The 14976-nt window shown below is 73.3% G+C and carries 14 protein-coding genes and 1 tRNA gene; 10 read left to right on the top strand and 5 right to left on the bottom strand.

The features are described from left to right. The first annotated feature begins 10 nt into the window (after positions 1 to 10). A complete protein-coding gene (locus ACEZDE_RS01160) occupies positions 11 to 235 on the top strand; it encodes a hypothetical protein (RefSeq protein WP_380530647.1) in 225 nt (74 codons plus the stop codon). 16 nt (positions 236 to 251) lie between these two features. Here the strand turns inward: ACEZDE_RS01160 and ACEZDE_RS01155 are convergent, their stop codons facing one another. The 4 genes from ACEZDE_RS01155 to ACEZDE_RS01140 all read right to left on the bottom strand — a co-directional run bounded on the left by ACEZDE_RS01155 (position 252) and on the right by ACEZDE_RS01140 (position 4017). Beyond that, positions 252 to 872: a hypothetical protein gene (locus ACEZDE_RS01155; RefSeq protein ID WP_380530644.1), complete on the bottom strand. Its 621-nt coding sequence runs from the start codon at positions 870 to 872 to the stop codon at positions 252 to 254. Between the two features lie 216 nt (positions 873 to 1088). Then, a complete protein-coding gene (locus ACEZDE_RS01150) occupies positions 1089 to 1967 on the bottom strand; it encodes an S-methyl-5'-thioadenosine phosphorylase (protein ID WP_380530641.1) in 879 nt (292 codons plus the stop codon). A 13-nt stretch (positions 1968 to 1980) separates the two neighbouring features. Beyond that, a complete protein-coding gene (locus tag ACEZDE_RS01145; protein ID WP_380530638.1) occupies positions 1981 to 2307 on the bottom strand; it encodes an FmdB family zinc ribbon protein in 327 nt (108 codons plus the stop codon). Between the two features lie 123 nt (positions 2308 to 2430). Further along, entirely contained in the window at positions 2431 to 4017 is a 1587-nt protein-coding gene (locus tag ACEZDE_RS01140; RefSeq protein WP_380530635.1) for a potassium/proton antiporter, read from the bottom strand. A gap of 151 nt (positions 4018 to 4168) precedes the next feature. Here ACEZDE_RS01140 and ACEZDE_RS01135 point away from each other — a divergent pair, with 151 nt between their 5' ends. Beyond that, positions 4169 to 6997, top strand: a complete 2829-nt coding sequence (locus ACEZDE_RS01135) for a penicillin acylase family protein (RefSeq protein WP_380530632.1) — start codon at positions 4169 to 4171, stop codon at positions 6995 to 6997. An 11-nt stretch (positions 6998 to 7008) separates the two neighbouring features. Here ACEZDE_RS01135 and ACEZDE_RS01130 read toward each other — a convergent pair whose 3' ends face one another. Next, a complete protein-coding gene (locus ACEZDE_RS01130) occupies positions 7009 to 7635 on the bottom strand; it encodes a 5-formyltetrahydrofolate cyclo-ligase (RefSeq protein WP_380530629.1) in 627 nt (208 codons plus the stop codon). A 73-nt stretch (positions 7636 to 7708) separates the two neighbouring features. On the opposite strand from ACEZDE_RS01130, the gene ACEZDE_RS01125 reads away from it, so the two are divergent. The 8 genes from ACEZDE_RS01125 (at position 7709) to ACEZDE_RS01090 (ending at position 14750) form a co-directional block, all read left to right on the top strand. Beyond that, positions 7709 to 8590, top strand: coding sequence for a GGDEF domain-containing protein (locus ACEZDE_RS01125; RefSeq protein WP_380530626.1), 882 nt, complete (start codon positions 7709 to 7711; stop codon positions 8588 to 8590). A gap of 31 nt (positions 8591 to 8621) precedes the next feature. After that, on the top strand, positions 8622 to 9575 hold the full coding sequence (locus ACEZDE_RS01120; protein ID WP_380530623.1) for a UTP--glucose-1-phosphate uridylyltransferase: 954 nt from the start codon (positions 8622 to 8624) through the stop codon (positions 9573 to 9575). Between the two features lie 126 nt (positions 9576 to 9701). Then, positions 9702 to 11132, top strand: coding sequence for a molybdotransferase-like divisome protein Glp (glp, locus tag ACEZDE_RS01115; RefSeq protein WP_380530620.1), 1431 nt, complete (start codon positions 9702 to 9704; stop codon positions 11130 to 11132). 312 nt (positions 11133 to 11444) lie between these two features. After that, positions 11445 to 11894 carry a cyclic pyranopterin monophosphate synthase MoaC gene (moaC, locus tag ACEZDE_RS01110; RefSeq protein WP_380531177.1) on the top strand — a complete coding sequence of 150 codons (450 nt, stop codon included), beginning with the start codon at positions 11445 to 11447 and terminating at the stop codon, positions 11892 to 11894. An 86-nt stretch (positions 11895 to 11980) separates the two neighbouring features. Then, entirely contained in the window at positions 11981 to 12499 is a 519-nt protein-coding gene (locus ACEZDE_RS01105) for a MogA/MoaB family molybdenum cofactor biosynthesis protein (RefSeq protein ID WP_380530617.1), read from the top strand. Further along, the gene (locus ACEZDE_RS01100) at positions 12496 to 13116 is read left to right on the top strand and encodes a GNAT family N-acetyltransferase (protein WP_380531174.1); all 621 of its coding nucleotides are present in this window, start codon (positions 12496 to 12498) and stop codon (positions 13114 to 13116) included. Before ACEZDE_RS01105 ends, ACEZDE_RS01100 begins: the two co-directional genes overlap by 4 nt. 134 nt (positions 13117 to 13250) lie before the next feature. Then, positions 13251 to 14606 (top strand): gephyrin-like molybdotransferase receptor GlpR, encoded by a 1356-nt coding sequence (locus ACEZDE_RS01095; protein WP_380530613.1) that lies wholly within the window; start codon positions 13251 to 13253, stop codon positions 14604 to 14606. Positions 14607 to 14673: 67 nt separating this feature from the next. Continuing rightward, a tRNA-Ala gene (locus ACEZDE_RS01090) sits at positions 14674 to 14750 on the top strand. Positions 14751 to 14976 lie beyond the last annotated feature (226 nt).

Raw genomic sequence — 14976 nt, 5'->3', positions numbered from 1 at the left:
GATGGAGCCGATGCCGGATGAGGAAACCCCCGAGGCCATGACCCCCGAGGCCGAGGTGCCCGGGGCTGTGGTGCGCCAGGCCGCGGCGTCGACGGGGCGTCCCGGGCTGGTCTTCGACGACCCGCTGAACCGGCCGAGCCGTGACGACACGGACCGCGGCTGGGGCGGGGACGCCGAGTCCGGCCGGGACGAGGCGTGGTACCGCCGCGAGACGCCGCCGCACCACGGCGGCTGAGCGGCGGCGCCGCCGCTCAGCGGCATGGCTCGCCCGGCAGGAGGGGCCCGCACTGGTGCCCGGCGTCCGCCGAGGTGCGGAGCGGGGCCGGGGCGGAGAAGCGCAGCGTGCCCGCGGCCAGGGTGGTCGCTGCGACCATCAGCCCGGCCGCGATCGGGCCCGGCCTTCGGCGTACGGCGGCGGGGAGGCGGTGCCGCCCGCCACCGGCCCTGATCGGCGGGAACGGCCCGACCGTACGCCGCGGCGGCACCGAGAGGCCGTCGCCCGGCTGCGAGGCGGGGCCGGGGGCCACCACGGGCCGGGTGTCGAACGCGGGGGCGGGAGCAGGGGCGGGAGCTGGAACCGGGGCGGGGGACAGTGTGGCGGGGGACGGTGCGTGGGCGGCGGAGGCCGCCGTCCCGGCCGACTCCGCCCCGGAGGCTTCCAGGGTGTCGACGTCCCAGCCCTTGTCGTCCCAGATTCGGTCGTCCCAGGTCTCCGTCACCGACTCCGTGGCCGTCCACAGCGGGTCGGTCGCGGACTCGGCGGCTCGGTCCGCGGTAGCGGTAGGGGCGGTGTCGCGGCCGGGGGTGGGGCGGAGGGAGTGCGCACGATGCCGGTTCACGTGCCGGACCGGGCTGTCGATCATTGCGGACATGGCTGGTCACCACCTGCGGATACGGAAAGCGCGGGAAGGGGGAGCCGCACCGGCCGGAGCCGGTGGGGCTGTCTCCCACCCTGGCCCGTTCCGCAAGCCGGATCAGCCCCGGAGCCGTGGTCTGTGGACAACTCGGGGGCTGTGGAAAACTCCGTCGCCCGGAAGAGGTAGAAGCACCCCTCCGACGTTGACGGATCAGAGCCGTTGACGGGTGGATCAGAACCCCAGGCCGGTCTCCAGGCCGTCCAGCGCGTGCGAGCAGACGCAGTCCCGCTCCGCCGTGGCCGGCAGTCCCGCCACCGCGCCGTGCAGCACCCCGCGCAGGCGGTCGATGCTCCCGGCGAACACCCGCAGCACCTCGGTGTGGGTCACCCCCTCGCCGGTCTCCACGCCCGCGTCCAGATCGGTCACCACGGCGATGGAGGTGTAGCAGAGCCCCAGCTCCCGGGCCAGCACGGCTTCCGGGTGGCCGGTCATGCCGACCACGGACCAGCCCTGCGCCCCGTACCAGCGGGACTCGGCCCGGGTGGAGAAGCGCGGGCCCTCGATCACCACCAGGGTGCCGCCGTCCACCGGCTCCCAGCCCGCCGCGCCCGCGGCCTTGACCGCGACCGCGCGTCCGGCCGGGCAGTACGGGTCGGCGGCGGAGACGTGCACCACCTCGGGCACCGCCCCGTCCGCGCGCGGCACGCCGTCGTAGAAGGTCTGGGTGCGGCCGGAGGTGCGGTCCACGAACTGGTCCGGGACGAGCAGGGTGCCGGGGCCGTGCTCGGCCCGCAGCCCGCCGGTGGCGCAGGGGCCCAGCACCTGGCGCACGCCCAGCGAGCGCAGCGCCCAGAGGTTGGCCCGGTAGTTGATCCGGTGCGGCGGGATCCGGTGCTCACGGCCGTGCCGGGGCAGGAAGGCGACCTGCCGCCCGGCCATCGCGCCGACGAAGAGCGAGTCGCTCGGCGGCCCGTACGGCGTGTCGACGGACACCTCGACGAGGTCGTCCACAAGCGCGTACAGGCCGGTGCCGCCGATCACGCCGATCTCGGCGGCGGGGAGACCGGCGGCGGAGGTGCCGTGCTGAGGGTTCGTCATGACCCGCAGCATACGAAACGCGGGATCAGGCGGAGGTGCTCGATCCGCTCCCGGCCTTCGGGGCCGAGGGCGCCGAGGAGGTCGACGCAGGTGCGGGCGTCGAGGAGGACGTCGTGGACGGGGTCGACGACGACTCGCCGGCCGGCTTGGCCGCGCTCACCGTGCTGCTCGACGAGGAGCGGCTGTCGGTGCGGTAGAAGCCGCTGCCCTTGAACACCACGCCGACGGCGGAGTAGATCTTGCGCAGCCTGCCGGTGCAGCTGGGGCAGACCGTGAGGGCGTCGTCGGTGAACTTCTGGACGGCCTCGAGCCCGTTGCCGCACTCGGTGCACTGGTACTGGTACGTCGGCACTGTGTTTCCTCCTGGCACTCTCGCCTGATGAGTGCTAACGACGGTCAATGATGCGGTATTCCACGGCGATAGTCCACCGTGCCCTCTGTGAGCTGTGACGACGAGCTGTGACGACGCCCGGTCTCAGTACTCGCTCCTGCGCTCCAGCCAGCCGGCCAGCTTGCCGGCCCGGTCGACCGCCCGGAGCCGCCGTTCGGCCCGGTCCTTGACCTGGTCGGTCGCGACGACCAGCAGGTCGTCGTCGGGGCGCAGCACGGTCGTCGGCCCCGGGACGAAGCTGGAACCGTCCCGGACCACCAGGGTCACCGCCGCGCCCTTGGGCAGCCGCAGTTCGGCGATCTCGACTCCGGCCAGCCGCGAGCCGGGCGCCAGGGTCAGCGACAGCAGGTGTCCGTGCAGCCGTTCCAGCGGGGCGGACTCGACGTCCAGCCTGCCGGCGCGCGCGGGGTCGCCGATACCGAGGTTACGTGCCACCCAGGGCAGGGTGGGGCCCTGGAGCAGGGTGAACATCACCACAAGCAGGAAGACCGTGTTGAAGAGTTGGTCTGCTCCGGGCACGTCGGCGACCACCGGGATGGTGGCGAGCACGATCGGCACCGCGCCGCGCAGCCCGGCCCAGGACAGCAGGGCCTGTTCGCGCCAGGCGATCCGGAACGGCGTCATGGTGAGCAGCACTGACATCGGCCGGGCCAGCAGCACCAGCACCAGGCCGACCACCAGCGCCGGGACCAGCGCGTGCAGCATGGTGTGCGGGTTGACCAGCAGTCCGAGCAGCACGAACATGCCGATCTGGGCGATCCAGGCCAGGCCCTCGGTGAAGCCCCGGGTGGCGGGCCCGTGCGGCAGTCGGGAGTTGCCCAGCACCAGGGCGCAGATGTAGACGGCGAGGAAGCCGGAGCCGTCCAGCAGCGCTCCGCCCGCGTAGGCGAACAGGGTCAGCGCGACCACGGCGATGGGGTAGAGGCCGGACGAGGGCAGCGCGACCCGGCGCAGCGCCAGCGCGCCCAGCCGGCCGACCGCGAGGCCCAGCACCAGGCCGATGGCCAGTTGCGCCACGATCGAGCCGAGCAGCACGTACCAGGTGTCGACGGGTCCGGTGGTGGCGAAGGCGACGACCAGGATCACCACCGGGGCGTCGTTGAACCCCGACTCCGCCTCCAGCAGGCCGCTGAGCCGGGACGGCAGCGGCACCCGGCGCAGCACCGAGAAGACGGCGGCGGCGTCGGTGGACGAGACGACCGCGCCGAGCAGCAGCGAGAGCCGCCAGTCGGCGCCGGTGAGCAGGTGCGCCCCGGTGGCGGTCACTGCGACGCTGACGCCGGTGCCGACGGTGGCCAGCACCGCCGCCGCGGGGACGCTGGGGCGGATCGAGGTCCAGGAGGTGCTGAGCCCGCCCTCGGCGAGGATCACCACCAGCGCGGCATAGCCCAGGACCTGGGTCAACGAGGCGTCGTCGAAGGCTATGCCGAGCCCGTCCTGGCCGAGGGCGACCCCGATGCCGAGGTAGAGCAGCAGGCTCGGCAGCGCGCTCCGGGAGGCGAGGCGTACGGCGACGACGGCGACCAGCAGGATGACGGAGAACGCGAGCAGCAGGGTGTCGAGATGGTGAACGGTCACGCAGGGGCACCTCACGGCAGGATGGCAGGGGGACGGAGGAGACGGCAGGGGACAGCAGGAGACGTCGGAGGGGACGGTTGCTCGGGGCAACATTTTACCTGGTCTTGGTATTGCAGGGTAAGACGTGAAGGATGGGGCAGGTCGCGAGCTCTGTACCAGTCGTAGCCGATTCCGGATCAGGTGTTAGCGTCGGCTCCGCCGCACCGCACGGCGGCGGACGAGCCCCTGCCCCACAAGGACCCTGATGCCCCGCACCAAGAAGTTCCGCCGGCTCCGACTGCTGGTGATCCTGCTCGCGTTGCTGCTGGTCGTCGGCGCAGCACTCGGCGGCTGGCTGGGGGTGAGGACGGTCAGGTCCTCGTTCCCGCAGACCACCGGCACGCTCCAACTGGCCGGGCTGTCCGGCCCGGTCACGGTCACCCGCGACAGCAAGGGCATCCCGCAGATCTACGCGAACACCCCGGCCGACCTGTTCATGGCGCAGGGCTTCGTCCAGGCCCAGGACCGCTTCTGGCAGATGGACGTCGACCGGCACATCACCTCGGGCACGCTCTCCTCGATGTTCGGCAAGGGGCAGGTGGAGACCGACACCTTCATCCAGACCATGGACTGGCGCGGGGTCGCGCAGAAGGAGTACGACACCCAGCTCGACACCGCCACCAAGCAGTACCTGACGGCGTTCTCGGCCGGCGTCAACGCCTGGCTCGGCCAGCACCCGGGCGGGGCCGGGGCCTCGCTGGAGTACGCGCTGCTCGGCACCGCCTACAGCGGCTACAAGCCGGCCCCGTGGACCCCGGTGGACTCGGTGTCCTGGCTGAAGGCGATGGCCTGGGACCTCAGCGGCAACATGCAGCAGGAGATCGACCGCTCGCTGCTCTCGCAGAGCCTGAGCAAGCAGCAGATCGCCCAGCTCTACCCCGACTACCCGTACAGCACCAACGGGACGATCCTGAAGACCGGGACGGTCAAGGGCGCTGGCACCCCGCAGGCGGTCTACACCCCGGCCGACGGCGACGTGGCGTCCGGTTCCGGTTCGTCGGGCTCTCCGGGCTCCTCCGGTCCGAACGGAAGCGGCGCGGCGGCCGGGACCAACGCCGGCTACCGGAGCGGCGGGACGACGGTCCAGGGGCTGAACCAGGCCGCGACCCAGCTCGCCGCCAACGTCGACAGCGTGCCCGCGCTGCTGGGCACCCCGGGGCAGGGCATCGGCTCCAACTCCTGGGTGGTGTCCGGCGAGCACACCACCACCGGCAAGCCGCTGCTGGCCAACGACCCGCACCTGGGCCCGGGGATGCCGTCGATCTGGTACCAGATGGGGCTGCACTGCACCACCGTCAGCGCCGCCTGCCCGTACGACGTCACCGGCTACACCTTCGCCGGGATGCCCGGCGTGGTGATCGGCCACAACCAGGACATCGCCTGGGGCTTCACCAACCTCGGCGCCGACGTCCAGGACCTCTACCTGGAGCAGGTCACCGGCCCCGACACCTACCTGCTGGACGGCAAGGAGCAGAAGTTCACCACCCGTCAGGTGGTGCTGAAGGTGGCCGGGGGGCCGGACCAGACCGTCACCGTGCGCAGCACCGCCGACGGCATGCCGATCATCTCCGACCACAGCACCGAGGAGCAGAACGTCGGCCAGGACGCCCCGGTCGGCGGTGACGCCCCGGCCCGCGGCGGCGGCTACGCCATCGCGCTGAAGTGGACCGCACTGGACCCCGCGCTCTCCGGCCGCACCATGAACGCCGTGTTCGAGCTGGACCGGGCCAAGGACTTCGCCGGGTTCCGGGCCGCCGCCCAGGACTTCGCGGTGCCCTCGCAGAACCTGATCTACGCCGACACCCAGGGCAACATCGGCTACCAGGCGCCGGGCCAGATCCCGATCCGCGCCACCGGCGACGACGGCACCTATCCCGAGCCGGGCTGGGACTCCGCGTACCGGTGGAAGGGCATGATCCCGCAGAAGGCGCTGCCCTACGTGGAGAACCCGGCGGCCGGCTACATCGTCACCGCCAACCAGGCGCTGGTGGACCGCAGCTACCCCTACGAACTGACCGACGACTGGGGCTACGGCACCCGGGCCAAGCAGATCACCAGCCTGATCACCTCCAAGCTGAAGAACGACGGCCGGATCTCGCCCGACGACATGCAGCAGATGCAGCTGGACGACACCAGCACCATGGCGACCACGCTGGTGCCGATGCTGCTCAAGGTGAAGCTCCCGGCCGACTACGACAAGCCCTACTACACCGACGCGCTGCAGCTGTTGAAGGACTGGAACGACAAGCAGGACTCCGGCTCCGCCGCCGCCGCGTACTACAACGCGGTCTGGAGCAACCTGCTCCACCTGGCCTTCGACGAGAAGTTCCCGGCGCAGGTCAGGGCCACCACCGACTGCGTCATGCAGCTGCCGCCGACCAGTGCCAACGTCCCGGCGGACAGCCTCAACGGGCCGCCCAAGCTGGAGTCGATCTGCGGCACCCGCGACCCCGACCAGGCCCAGCCGGACGGCGGCGACCAGTGGACCACCGCGGTCACCCAGCTGCTGAAGGACCCGGAGAGCAGCTGGTGGACCTACACCGACAGCCGCGGCGCGCAGGTCCAGGGCCTGGACAACATGCTGGTCAAGGCCGTGGTCGACGCCCGCAACCAGCTCACCGCGCTGATGGGCAAGGACATCGGCAGCTGGAGCTGGGGCCGGATCCACACGCTGACGCTCAAGGAGCAGACGCTGGGCACCGACAACTCCTCGATCTTCTCCGGGCTGGTGCACAAGCTGCTCAACCGCGGCCCGTACCAGCTGGACGGCGGCACCGCGGCGGTCGACGCCACCGGCTGGAACGCCTCGGCCGGCTACCAGGTGGACTGGGCGCCGTCGATGCGGATGGTGGTGGACCTGTCCGACCTGGACGCCTCACGGTGGATCAACCTGGGCGGGGCGTCGGGGCACGCCTATGACGCGCACTACAACGACCAGACCCAGCTGTGGGCCGACGGGCAGCTGCTGACCTGGCCGTTCACCGAGTCGGCGGTGAAGGCGGCGGCGGCCGACACACTGACGCTGAAGCCGTGAGGTCGTGACGGTCAGGCGGTGGCGCTGTCGAAGCGGTAGGTCTTCGACGGCGTCACCGCCGCGTCCACCGGACGGTCGTGCGGCTCGGCCGGGACCTCCGGCAGCACCTCGCCGTCGTAGAGCAGGGTCACCAGCGACGCCCGCGGCCCGCCCCGGCCGCCGCTCGCCCCGGCCGCGGCCAGCCGCTCCAGCACCCGGTCGTAACTGCCGCCGCCGCGGCCCAGCCTGACGCCGCGTCGGTCCACCGCGAGGCCCGGCATCAGCAGCAGGTCCGCCTCGCACACGGCCCGCACGCCCAGCCGTGCGCCGCCCGGCTCGCGCAGCCCCCGGCGGGCGGCCACCAGCGCGTCCGCGCCCTGGTACACGCCCCAGTCCAGGTCGTTGTCCTCCAGTAGCACCGGCAGCAGCACCCGTGCGCCCCGCGCGCGCAGCGCGTCCAGCAAGGCGTGCGTCCCTGGCTCCGCGCCCATCGAGACGTAGCCGGCGACCACGCTCGGCAGTCCGTCCCGCGGCTGCTCCGGCAGCAGGTCGAGGGCTCGGCGGCCCAGCGCGAGCGCCGCCTGCTGCCGCTGCTCGGGTGACATCTCGGCGCGGGCGGCGAGAAGCCGTGTCCTCAGCGCTGTCTTGTCGTTGAACATCGAAGGGGCATCCCTTTCGGATCTGGTGTGAGCGGTGCATGCCCAGTCTGCACGCGGCGAGAAAGGGCCTCCCATGCCGACCGACCTGTCAGCGAACCAGTGGACGGCGGTCCTCGCCGCGCTGCTGCTGATCGCCCTGCTGGCCGTCGCCGTGGTCGGCACCAGCCTGCGCCGTACCCGCCGGATCGCCGCGGCGCACACGCAGAGCCTGCGGCAGGAAGTGGAACGGCTGCAGCACAGCCGCGCCGAACTCGAACGCACCTCCTACACCGACCCGCTGACCGGGGTCTGGAACTACCGCTACCTCCAGCTCTCGCTGGACCGCGAGATCGCCCGCTGCGCCCGGAACCCGCAGCCGGACGGCGCGGACCGGCTCGCCCTGCTGCTGCTGGAGGTCGAGGGGTTCGACCGGATCCGCCGCGAGCACGGCCACCAGCGCGGCGGCGCGGTGCTGCGGGACCTGGCCCAGCGGCTGGCGATGGAGGTCCGCGAGGCCGATGTGTTCGGGCGCTACGGCGGCGAGGAGTTCCTGGTGCTGCTGCCGGACACCGACGCCGCCGGGGCCGAGCACGTCGCCGAGCGGCTGCGCTGGACCGTGCGCCGGCACCCGCTGGCCCTCCCCGCCGTACCGGTTCCGGCGCTGGTGGCGGCTGACGGGCCGTCGGAGACCGGGGTGGACGCGGCGTCGGGTGCGGGTGCGGGGTCCGGGGCGGCTCCGGAGAACGGGCTCAGTGCGGCCATCGGCATCGCCGTGCTGCCCAGGGACGGGGGTCACGCGGCCCTGCTGCTCCGCGCCGCCGACCAGGCGCTCGCCGCCGCCCGTGCCCCGGGAACGGTGCCGGGGACGGTACCGGAAGTGGGTCTGAAGGTTTCGGAAACCTCCACGTCGCAGCCGGTATACGCACTTCTCGCGCAAGGCTGTGATCTGTCCCTGAATGCTGAGAGTCGGCCCTGATCCGCAGCCCGGGAACAGTACAGTCATCCCCATGACGAGAGCTCGTACGCGCCAGATCACCAAGGCCGTCATCCCCGCAGCCGGTCTGGGCACGCGGTTCCTTCCGGCGACCAAGGCGACCCCGAAGGAGATGCTCCCGGTCGTGGACAAGCCGGCCATCCAGTACGTGGTGGAGGAGGCCGCCGCCGCCGGGCTGACCGACGTGCTGATGATCACCGGCCGGAACAAGCGTCCGCTGGAGGACCACTTCGACCGCGCCTACGAGCTGGAGGAGCAGCTGATCCGCAAGGGCGACCAGGTCAAGCTGGACCGGGTCCGCGCCTCCAGCGAGCTCGCCACCATGCACTACGTCCGGCAGGGCGACCCCAAGGGCCTCGGCCACGCGGTGCTCTGCGCCGAGCCGCATGTCGCCGACCAGCCCTTCGCGGTCCTGCTCGGCGACGACCTGATCGACCCGCGCGACCCGCTGCTCGCCAAGATGATCGACGTCCAGCGCGAGCTGGGCGGCAGCGTCGTGGCGCTGATCGAAGTCGAGCCCTCGCAGGCGCACCTCTACGGCTGTGCCGCGGTCAAGCCGGCCGAGTGGCACGGCTCGCTGGGCGCGGACGACGAGATCGTCCGGATCACCGACCTGGTGGAGAAGCCGGCCCCGGGCGAGGCCCCCAGCAGCTACGCGGTGATCGGCCGCTACGTGCTCGACCCCAGCGTGTTCGAGGTGCTGCACACCACCAAGCCCGGGGTGAACGGCGAGATCCAGCTCACCGACGCGCTGCGGGTGCTGGCCCAGCGCACGCCGGGCCGGGGCGGCCCGGTGCACGGCGTCATCTTCACCGGCCGCCGCTACGACACCGGCGATCGCGGCGACTACCTGCGCGCCATCGTCCGGCTCGCCTGCGAGCGGGAGGACCTCGGCCCGGAGTTCCGCGACTGGCTCCGGCACTTCGTCGCCGACGGCGAACTGGACCTCCTCGCGGGCGACGAGTAGCCGGGCAAGCGGCTCCCGGTCGGCCCGATCAGCCGGATCGGGCAGCCGATCAGGCATGATCGGACGGGTACGGTCCGTCAGGGTGGACCGAACGGCTCGACCACACGGCAGCAGGGGGTACCAACAGTGAGCGACGGAGCGACCACGGCGGCGGAGCAGCAGGACGCGGGCCACCGGCACACCGCGGAGGGCGACCCCTGCGCCGCCGACCAGGCCGCGGAGCGCTACTGGACCGTCGACGAGCACCTCGCCGACATCCTGGCCCAGGTGCAGCCGCTGCCCCCGCTGGACATGCAACTCCTGGACGCCCAGGGCTGTCTGACGATCGACCGGATCAGCGCGGGCGGTGACCTCCCGCCGTTCGACAACAGCTCCATGGACGGGTACGCGGTCCGGGTCGCCGACGTCGCCGGGGCCACCGCGGAGTACCCCTCGGTGCTCACCGTGGTCGGCGACATCGCCGCGGGGACGGCGAACCTGCCGGTGGTCGGTCCGGGCCAGTGCGCCCGGATCATGACCGGCGCGCCGCTGCCGCCGGGGGCGGAGGCGGTCGTCCCGGTCGAGTGGACCGACGGGGGGAGCGGTGGCAGGGACGCCGCCGCGGGGATGCGTCCGGCCTCGGACACGTCCGCCGGGGCGGCCGACGGTTCCAGCGGCGAGGTCAAGGTGTTCCGTCCGGCCGACGGCGGGGACTTCGTCCGCCGCCGCGGCGACGACATCAGCGCGGGCCAGGCCGTCCTTCCGGCCGGTACGGTGCTCGGCCCGACGCAGATCGGGCTGCTCGCCGCGATCGGCCTGGACGCGGTGAAGGTGCGGCCCCGGCCGCGGGTCGTGGTGCTCTCCACCGGCAGCGAACTGGTGCCGCCGGGGACCAAGCCGGGACCCGGACAGATCAACGACTCCAACAGCTTCGCGCTGACCGCCGCCGCGCGGGACGCCGGGGCGATCGCCTACCGGGTCGGCGGGGTGCCCGACGACGCCGAGCGGCTGCGCGAGGTGATCGAGGACCAGCTCAGCCGGGCGGACCTGGTGGTCACCAGCGGCGGCGTCAGCGTCGGCGCGTACGACGTGGTCAAGGAGGCGCTGGCGGCCGAGGAGGACGGGGCCGAACCGGCGCTGGGGAAGATCGACTTCCGCAAGCTGCGGATGCAGCCGGGCAAGCCGCAGGGCTTCGGGCTGCTCGACGACCGGATCCCGCTGTTCGCCCTGCCGGGCAACCCGGTCAGCGCGTACATCTCCTTCGAGCTGTTCGTGCGGCCGGCCATCCTGGCGATGATGGGCGTCGAGGACGTGCACCGCCCGGTGGTCCGGGCCACGCTGACCCAGGCCCTGGAGTCGCCGTCCGGACGCCGTCAGTTCGCCCGCGCCCGGTACGTCCTGGGCAGGCCGGGGGAGGCCGGCAGCGTGACGCCGGTCGGCGGCGCGGGGTCGCACCTGGTCGGCTCGCTGGCCCAGGCCAACGCGGTGGTGGTGGTGCCGGAGGCGACCACGGCGGTGGCGGCGGGGGAGACCGTCCAGGTGATCCTGCTGGAAGCGGTCCCGGCAACGGAGCAGTGACCGCGCGGGGCGCGGGGCCGCGCTCTCTGCGGCGAAGCCGCACCTTGGCGCGCGTGCGCCGTGGCCGCCCGGCGGGGTCCTGCACCTCGGCGCTCGCGCACTGCAGCTGCCCGCAGGGCTCCGCGCCTGCGGCGCGCATGCACCGCAGCCCCGCCCGCCAGGGCCCTGCGGGAGCCGCGACCGTGGCTGACCTGACGTTCGGGGCGGGCAGCGATAGCCTGTGCCCGCACGGCAACGGCCCCAGGAGACGACACCTTGAGTAGCTCGCACAGCGACCGGTTGACCCACGTCGACGCGACGGGGGCGGCCCGCATGGTCGACGTCTCCGAGAAGGCCGCCACCGTGCGGACCGCTCGGGCCACCGGCCGCGTCCTGGTGGCCCCCCGGGTGGTGGAACTGCTGCGCGGCGAGGGCGTGCCGAAGGGGGACGCCCTGTCGGTGGCGCGGATCGCCGGGATCATGGGCGCCAAGCGCACGCCCGACCTGATCCCGCTGTGCCACCCGATCGCCCTCTCCGGCGTCACCGTCGACCTCGTGGTCACCGACCGGGCGGTGGAGATCGCCGCGACGGTCCGCACCGCCGACCGGACCGGGGTGGAGATGGAGGCGCTGACCGCCGTCGCCGTGGCCGGGCTCACCGTGATCGACATGGTCAAGGCCGTCGACAAGGGCGCGCGGATCGACGCCGTCCAGGTCGAGTCGAAGACCGGCGGCAAGAGCGGCGACTGGCACCGCGAGGCTCTCGCCGAGGCCGCCCAGTGAGAACCCCGCCTCCGGCCGCGGCCCCGCCTCCGTCTCCGGCTGAACCGGCCCCGGCGGGCTCGGCCGCCGGACCGTCCCCGGCCGCGGTGCCGCGTCGCCGCGCGCTGGCGGTCACCGTCTCCAACCGCGCCTCCGCCGGGGTCTACCCCGACAAGGGCGGTCCGCTGCTGGTCGAGGGGCTGACCGCGATGGGCTTCCAGGCGGAGGGCCCGTTGGTGGTCCCGGACGGCGAGCGGGTCGCCGAGGTGCTGCGGGCCGCCGCGGCCGAGGGCTACGACGTGGTGCTCACCACCGGCGGCACCGGGCTCACCCCGATGGACCTCACCCCGGAGATGACCGCCCGGGTGATCGACCGTCCGGTCCCCGGCATCGCCGAGGCGATCCGGGCCGAGGGCCGTGCGGGCGGGGTGCCCACCGCGGCGCTCTCCCGCGGACTGTCCGGCCTGGCCGGGTCCACCCTGATCGTCAACCTCCCCGGTTCCAGCGGCGGCGTGAGGGACGGCCTCGCCGTCCTCGCGCCGCTGCTCGCGCACGCCGTGGACCAGGTCGGCGGCGGCGACCACCCGCGCACCGACCTGGACGCCCCGTCAGGAGGCCCGCGCTGAACGCCTTCTGGCCGGTCGAGCTGAACGAGGGGCCGGTGGGCCTGCGTCCGATCCGGGTGCGCGACCGCCGGGCCTGGCAGGAGGCCAGCGCCCGGAACCGGTCCTGGCTGCGGCGCTGGGAGGCCACCGTGCCCCCGGCCCAGCCGGGCAACAACTCGACCCCGCGGCCGACCTACCGGCAGATGGTCCACTTCCTGCGGTCCGAGGCGCAGGCCGGGCGGATGCTGCCGTTCGTGGTCACCTACCAGGGCGAGCTGGTCGGCCAGCTGACCGTGGGCGGCATCACCTGGGGGTCGATGTGCTCGGCCAACGTCGGCTACTGGGTGGACGAGGCGGTGGCCGGCCGCGGCATCATCCCGACCGCGGTGGCGATGGCGGTGGACCACTGCTTCCGGGACATGGGGCTGCACCGGATCGAGGTCTGCATCCGTCCGGAGAACAGCCCCAGCCGACGGGTGGTGGAGAAGCTCGGCTTCCGCGAGGAGGGTGTCCGTCCGCGCTACCTGCACATCGACGGCGGCTGGCGGGACCACCTGGTGTTCGCGCTGACGGCGGACGAGGTGCCGGAGGGACTGCTGGCGCGCTGGCGCGGCGGGAAGCAACATCTCGGCCAGTAGTTGGGTGCTCGGTGCCGCTCGTTGCCAATAATTGCCGCCCAAAGCGACAAAAATAGGGTGAGATGAACACGATCGCGCGACACACCGGCCGGAATTGCAGCGAGGGGCTCCCCTGCCCCCGTACGGTGTGAAGCGTGAGCAGTAGCGGCCTCATCTACGCGGTGATCGTGGGGGCCTGGGCTGCCTATCTGGTGCCGATGTGGCTCCGTCGTCAGGACGAGCTGAACGAGGCCCGCCCCACCGAGCGCTTCAGCACCGCGATCCGGCTGCTGTCCGGCCGCGCGGCGATGGAGCGGAAGGCCGCCCGCGGACGCGAGGAGCCCGTCACCGGGCAGACGGACACCGGACAGCAGGCGGACACGGGGCAGGCGGACGTGCCGCCGCTGGACGGCGCTTCGCCGAACGGGCCGTCAGCGCGTGCGGGTCAGGCGTCGGGTTCGGGGCAGTCGTCGGGTTCGGGGCAGGTGCCGCGTGCGGGGCAGGTGGCTTCACCGGCGCGGCCCTTGACGCAGCAGCCGTCGCAGGCCCTGCCGCGCGCCGCGCGCCCGTCCGTCGCCGGACCGCTGATGTCGCCGCGTCCCTCGGCCGCCGCTCCCGGGCCGGAGCGTGCCGCAGCCGGGCGGCCGGTCCCGTCCCACCAGCCCGCACCGCCCGCATCGCCCGCACCGCAGCCCGCAGCCGCGTCCGCGCCGAACGCTTCGGCCGCCGCCCAGCCGTCCCCCGGCCCGGCCCGCTCCGGTCCGGCTCGCCCGCAGGGGCAGGGCGTCGCCGGTCGCCGTCCCGATCCGCAGCGCCGGGCAACCCTGCTGGCGCGGCGTCGGCGAATGGTGATCCTGCTGTTCGCCGCGTTCACCGTCGGCATGATCGCCGCCGCGGTGGGCGGCGTCTCGCTGCTCTGGATCCCGGGCGTTCCGGCTGTTCTCTTCTCCGTCTACATCGCGCATCTGCGGCGCCAGGAGCGGCGCCGGTTCGAGGTCAAGCTCGACCGCCGCCGCGCCGCCGAGGCCGCCCAGCAACTCCGTGAGCGGGAGCGCGAGCGCCGCCGCGCCGCTGCCGCGCCCGACACCGCGGCGGCCCCGGCCCCCTCCCCGCGTCCGCGCGACTTTGCCCACCCGGCCGGACGCACCGCGGCGGGTGCGGGCGTGCACCATGTCCAGGCCCTGGTCGAGGCCGCCGACAGCGACGAGACGGACGACTCCGACGAGACGGACGGCTGGAGCGCGCCGCGCGACCGCGCGGCCGACGCGGAGTCCTGGGACCCGGTGCCGGTCCCGCTCCCCACCTACGTGACCGCCCCGGTCGCCCCCCGCAGCACCGGCGGCGGCCTGGACCTGAACGCCCCGGACACCTGGAGCGCCGGCCGCGGGACCGCCACTCCGCCGCCGGCTCAGCCGCAGGTCCAGCCCCCGAAGGCGAAGCGCCCCCCGGCCACCCCGCTCTTCGACCAGTACGCCGACGACGCCCCGCACCCCCGTGCCGCCAACGAGTGACCTGCTCCCACCAGCGCGGCAATCGTGCAGAACCACCCTCGCGGACCTGATAGAGTTTCTTCTCGTTGGGGCTGTGGCGCAGTCCGGTAGCGCACCTCGTTCGCATCGAGGGGGCCAGGGGTTCGAATCCCCTCAGCTCCACCAACCAGCTGTTCTTGAGTTCGCTCGGGAGCGGTTGACGAGATCCCGCCGAGAAGATCCTTCTCGGCGGGATCTCGTGGTTTCGGGGTCCGTCCGGCTGCCGTTGTAGTGCCGGAGCGGCCCTGTGGCTCGGTTTCCGGTGCTCAGCAGTGTGGTCTGGGGGTGGGTCGGGGTGCGGAGGGCATGCCGGGGCCGCCGCCGACGTGTGGATCATCGGCGGTGCGGGGCC

Origin of the sequence: Streptacidiphilus cavernicola (assembly GCF_042510955.1) — a bacterium.
In the GTDB taxonomy this organism is placed as follows: domain Bacteria; phylum Actinomycetota; class Actinomycetes; order Streptomycetales; family Streptomycetaceae; genus Streptacidiphilus; species Streptacidiphilus cavernicola.
This window is presented reverse-complemented; position numbering and strand designations above follow the sequence as displayed.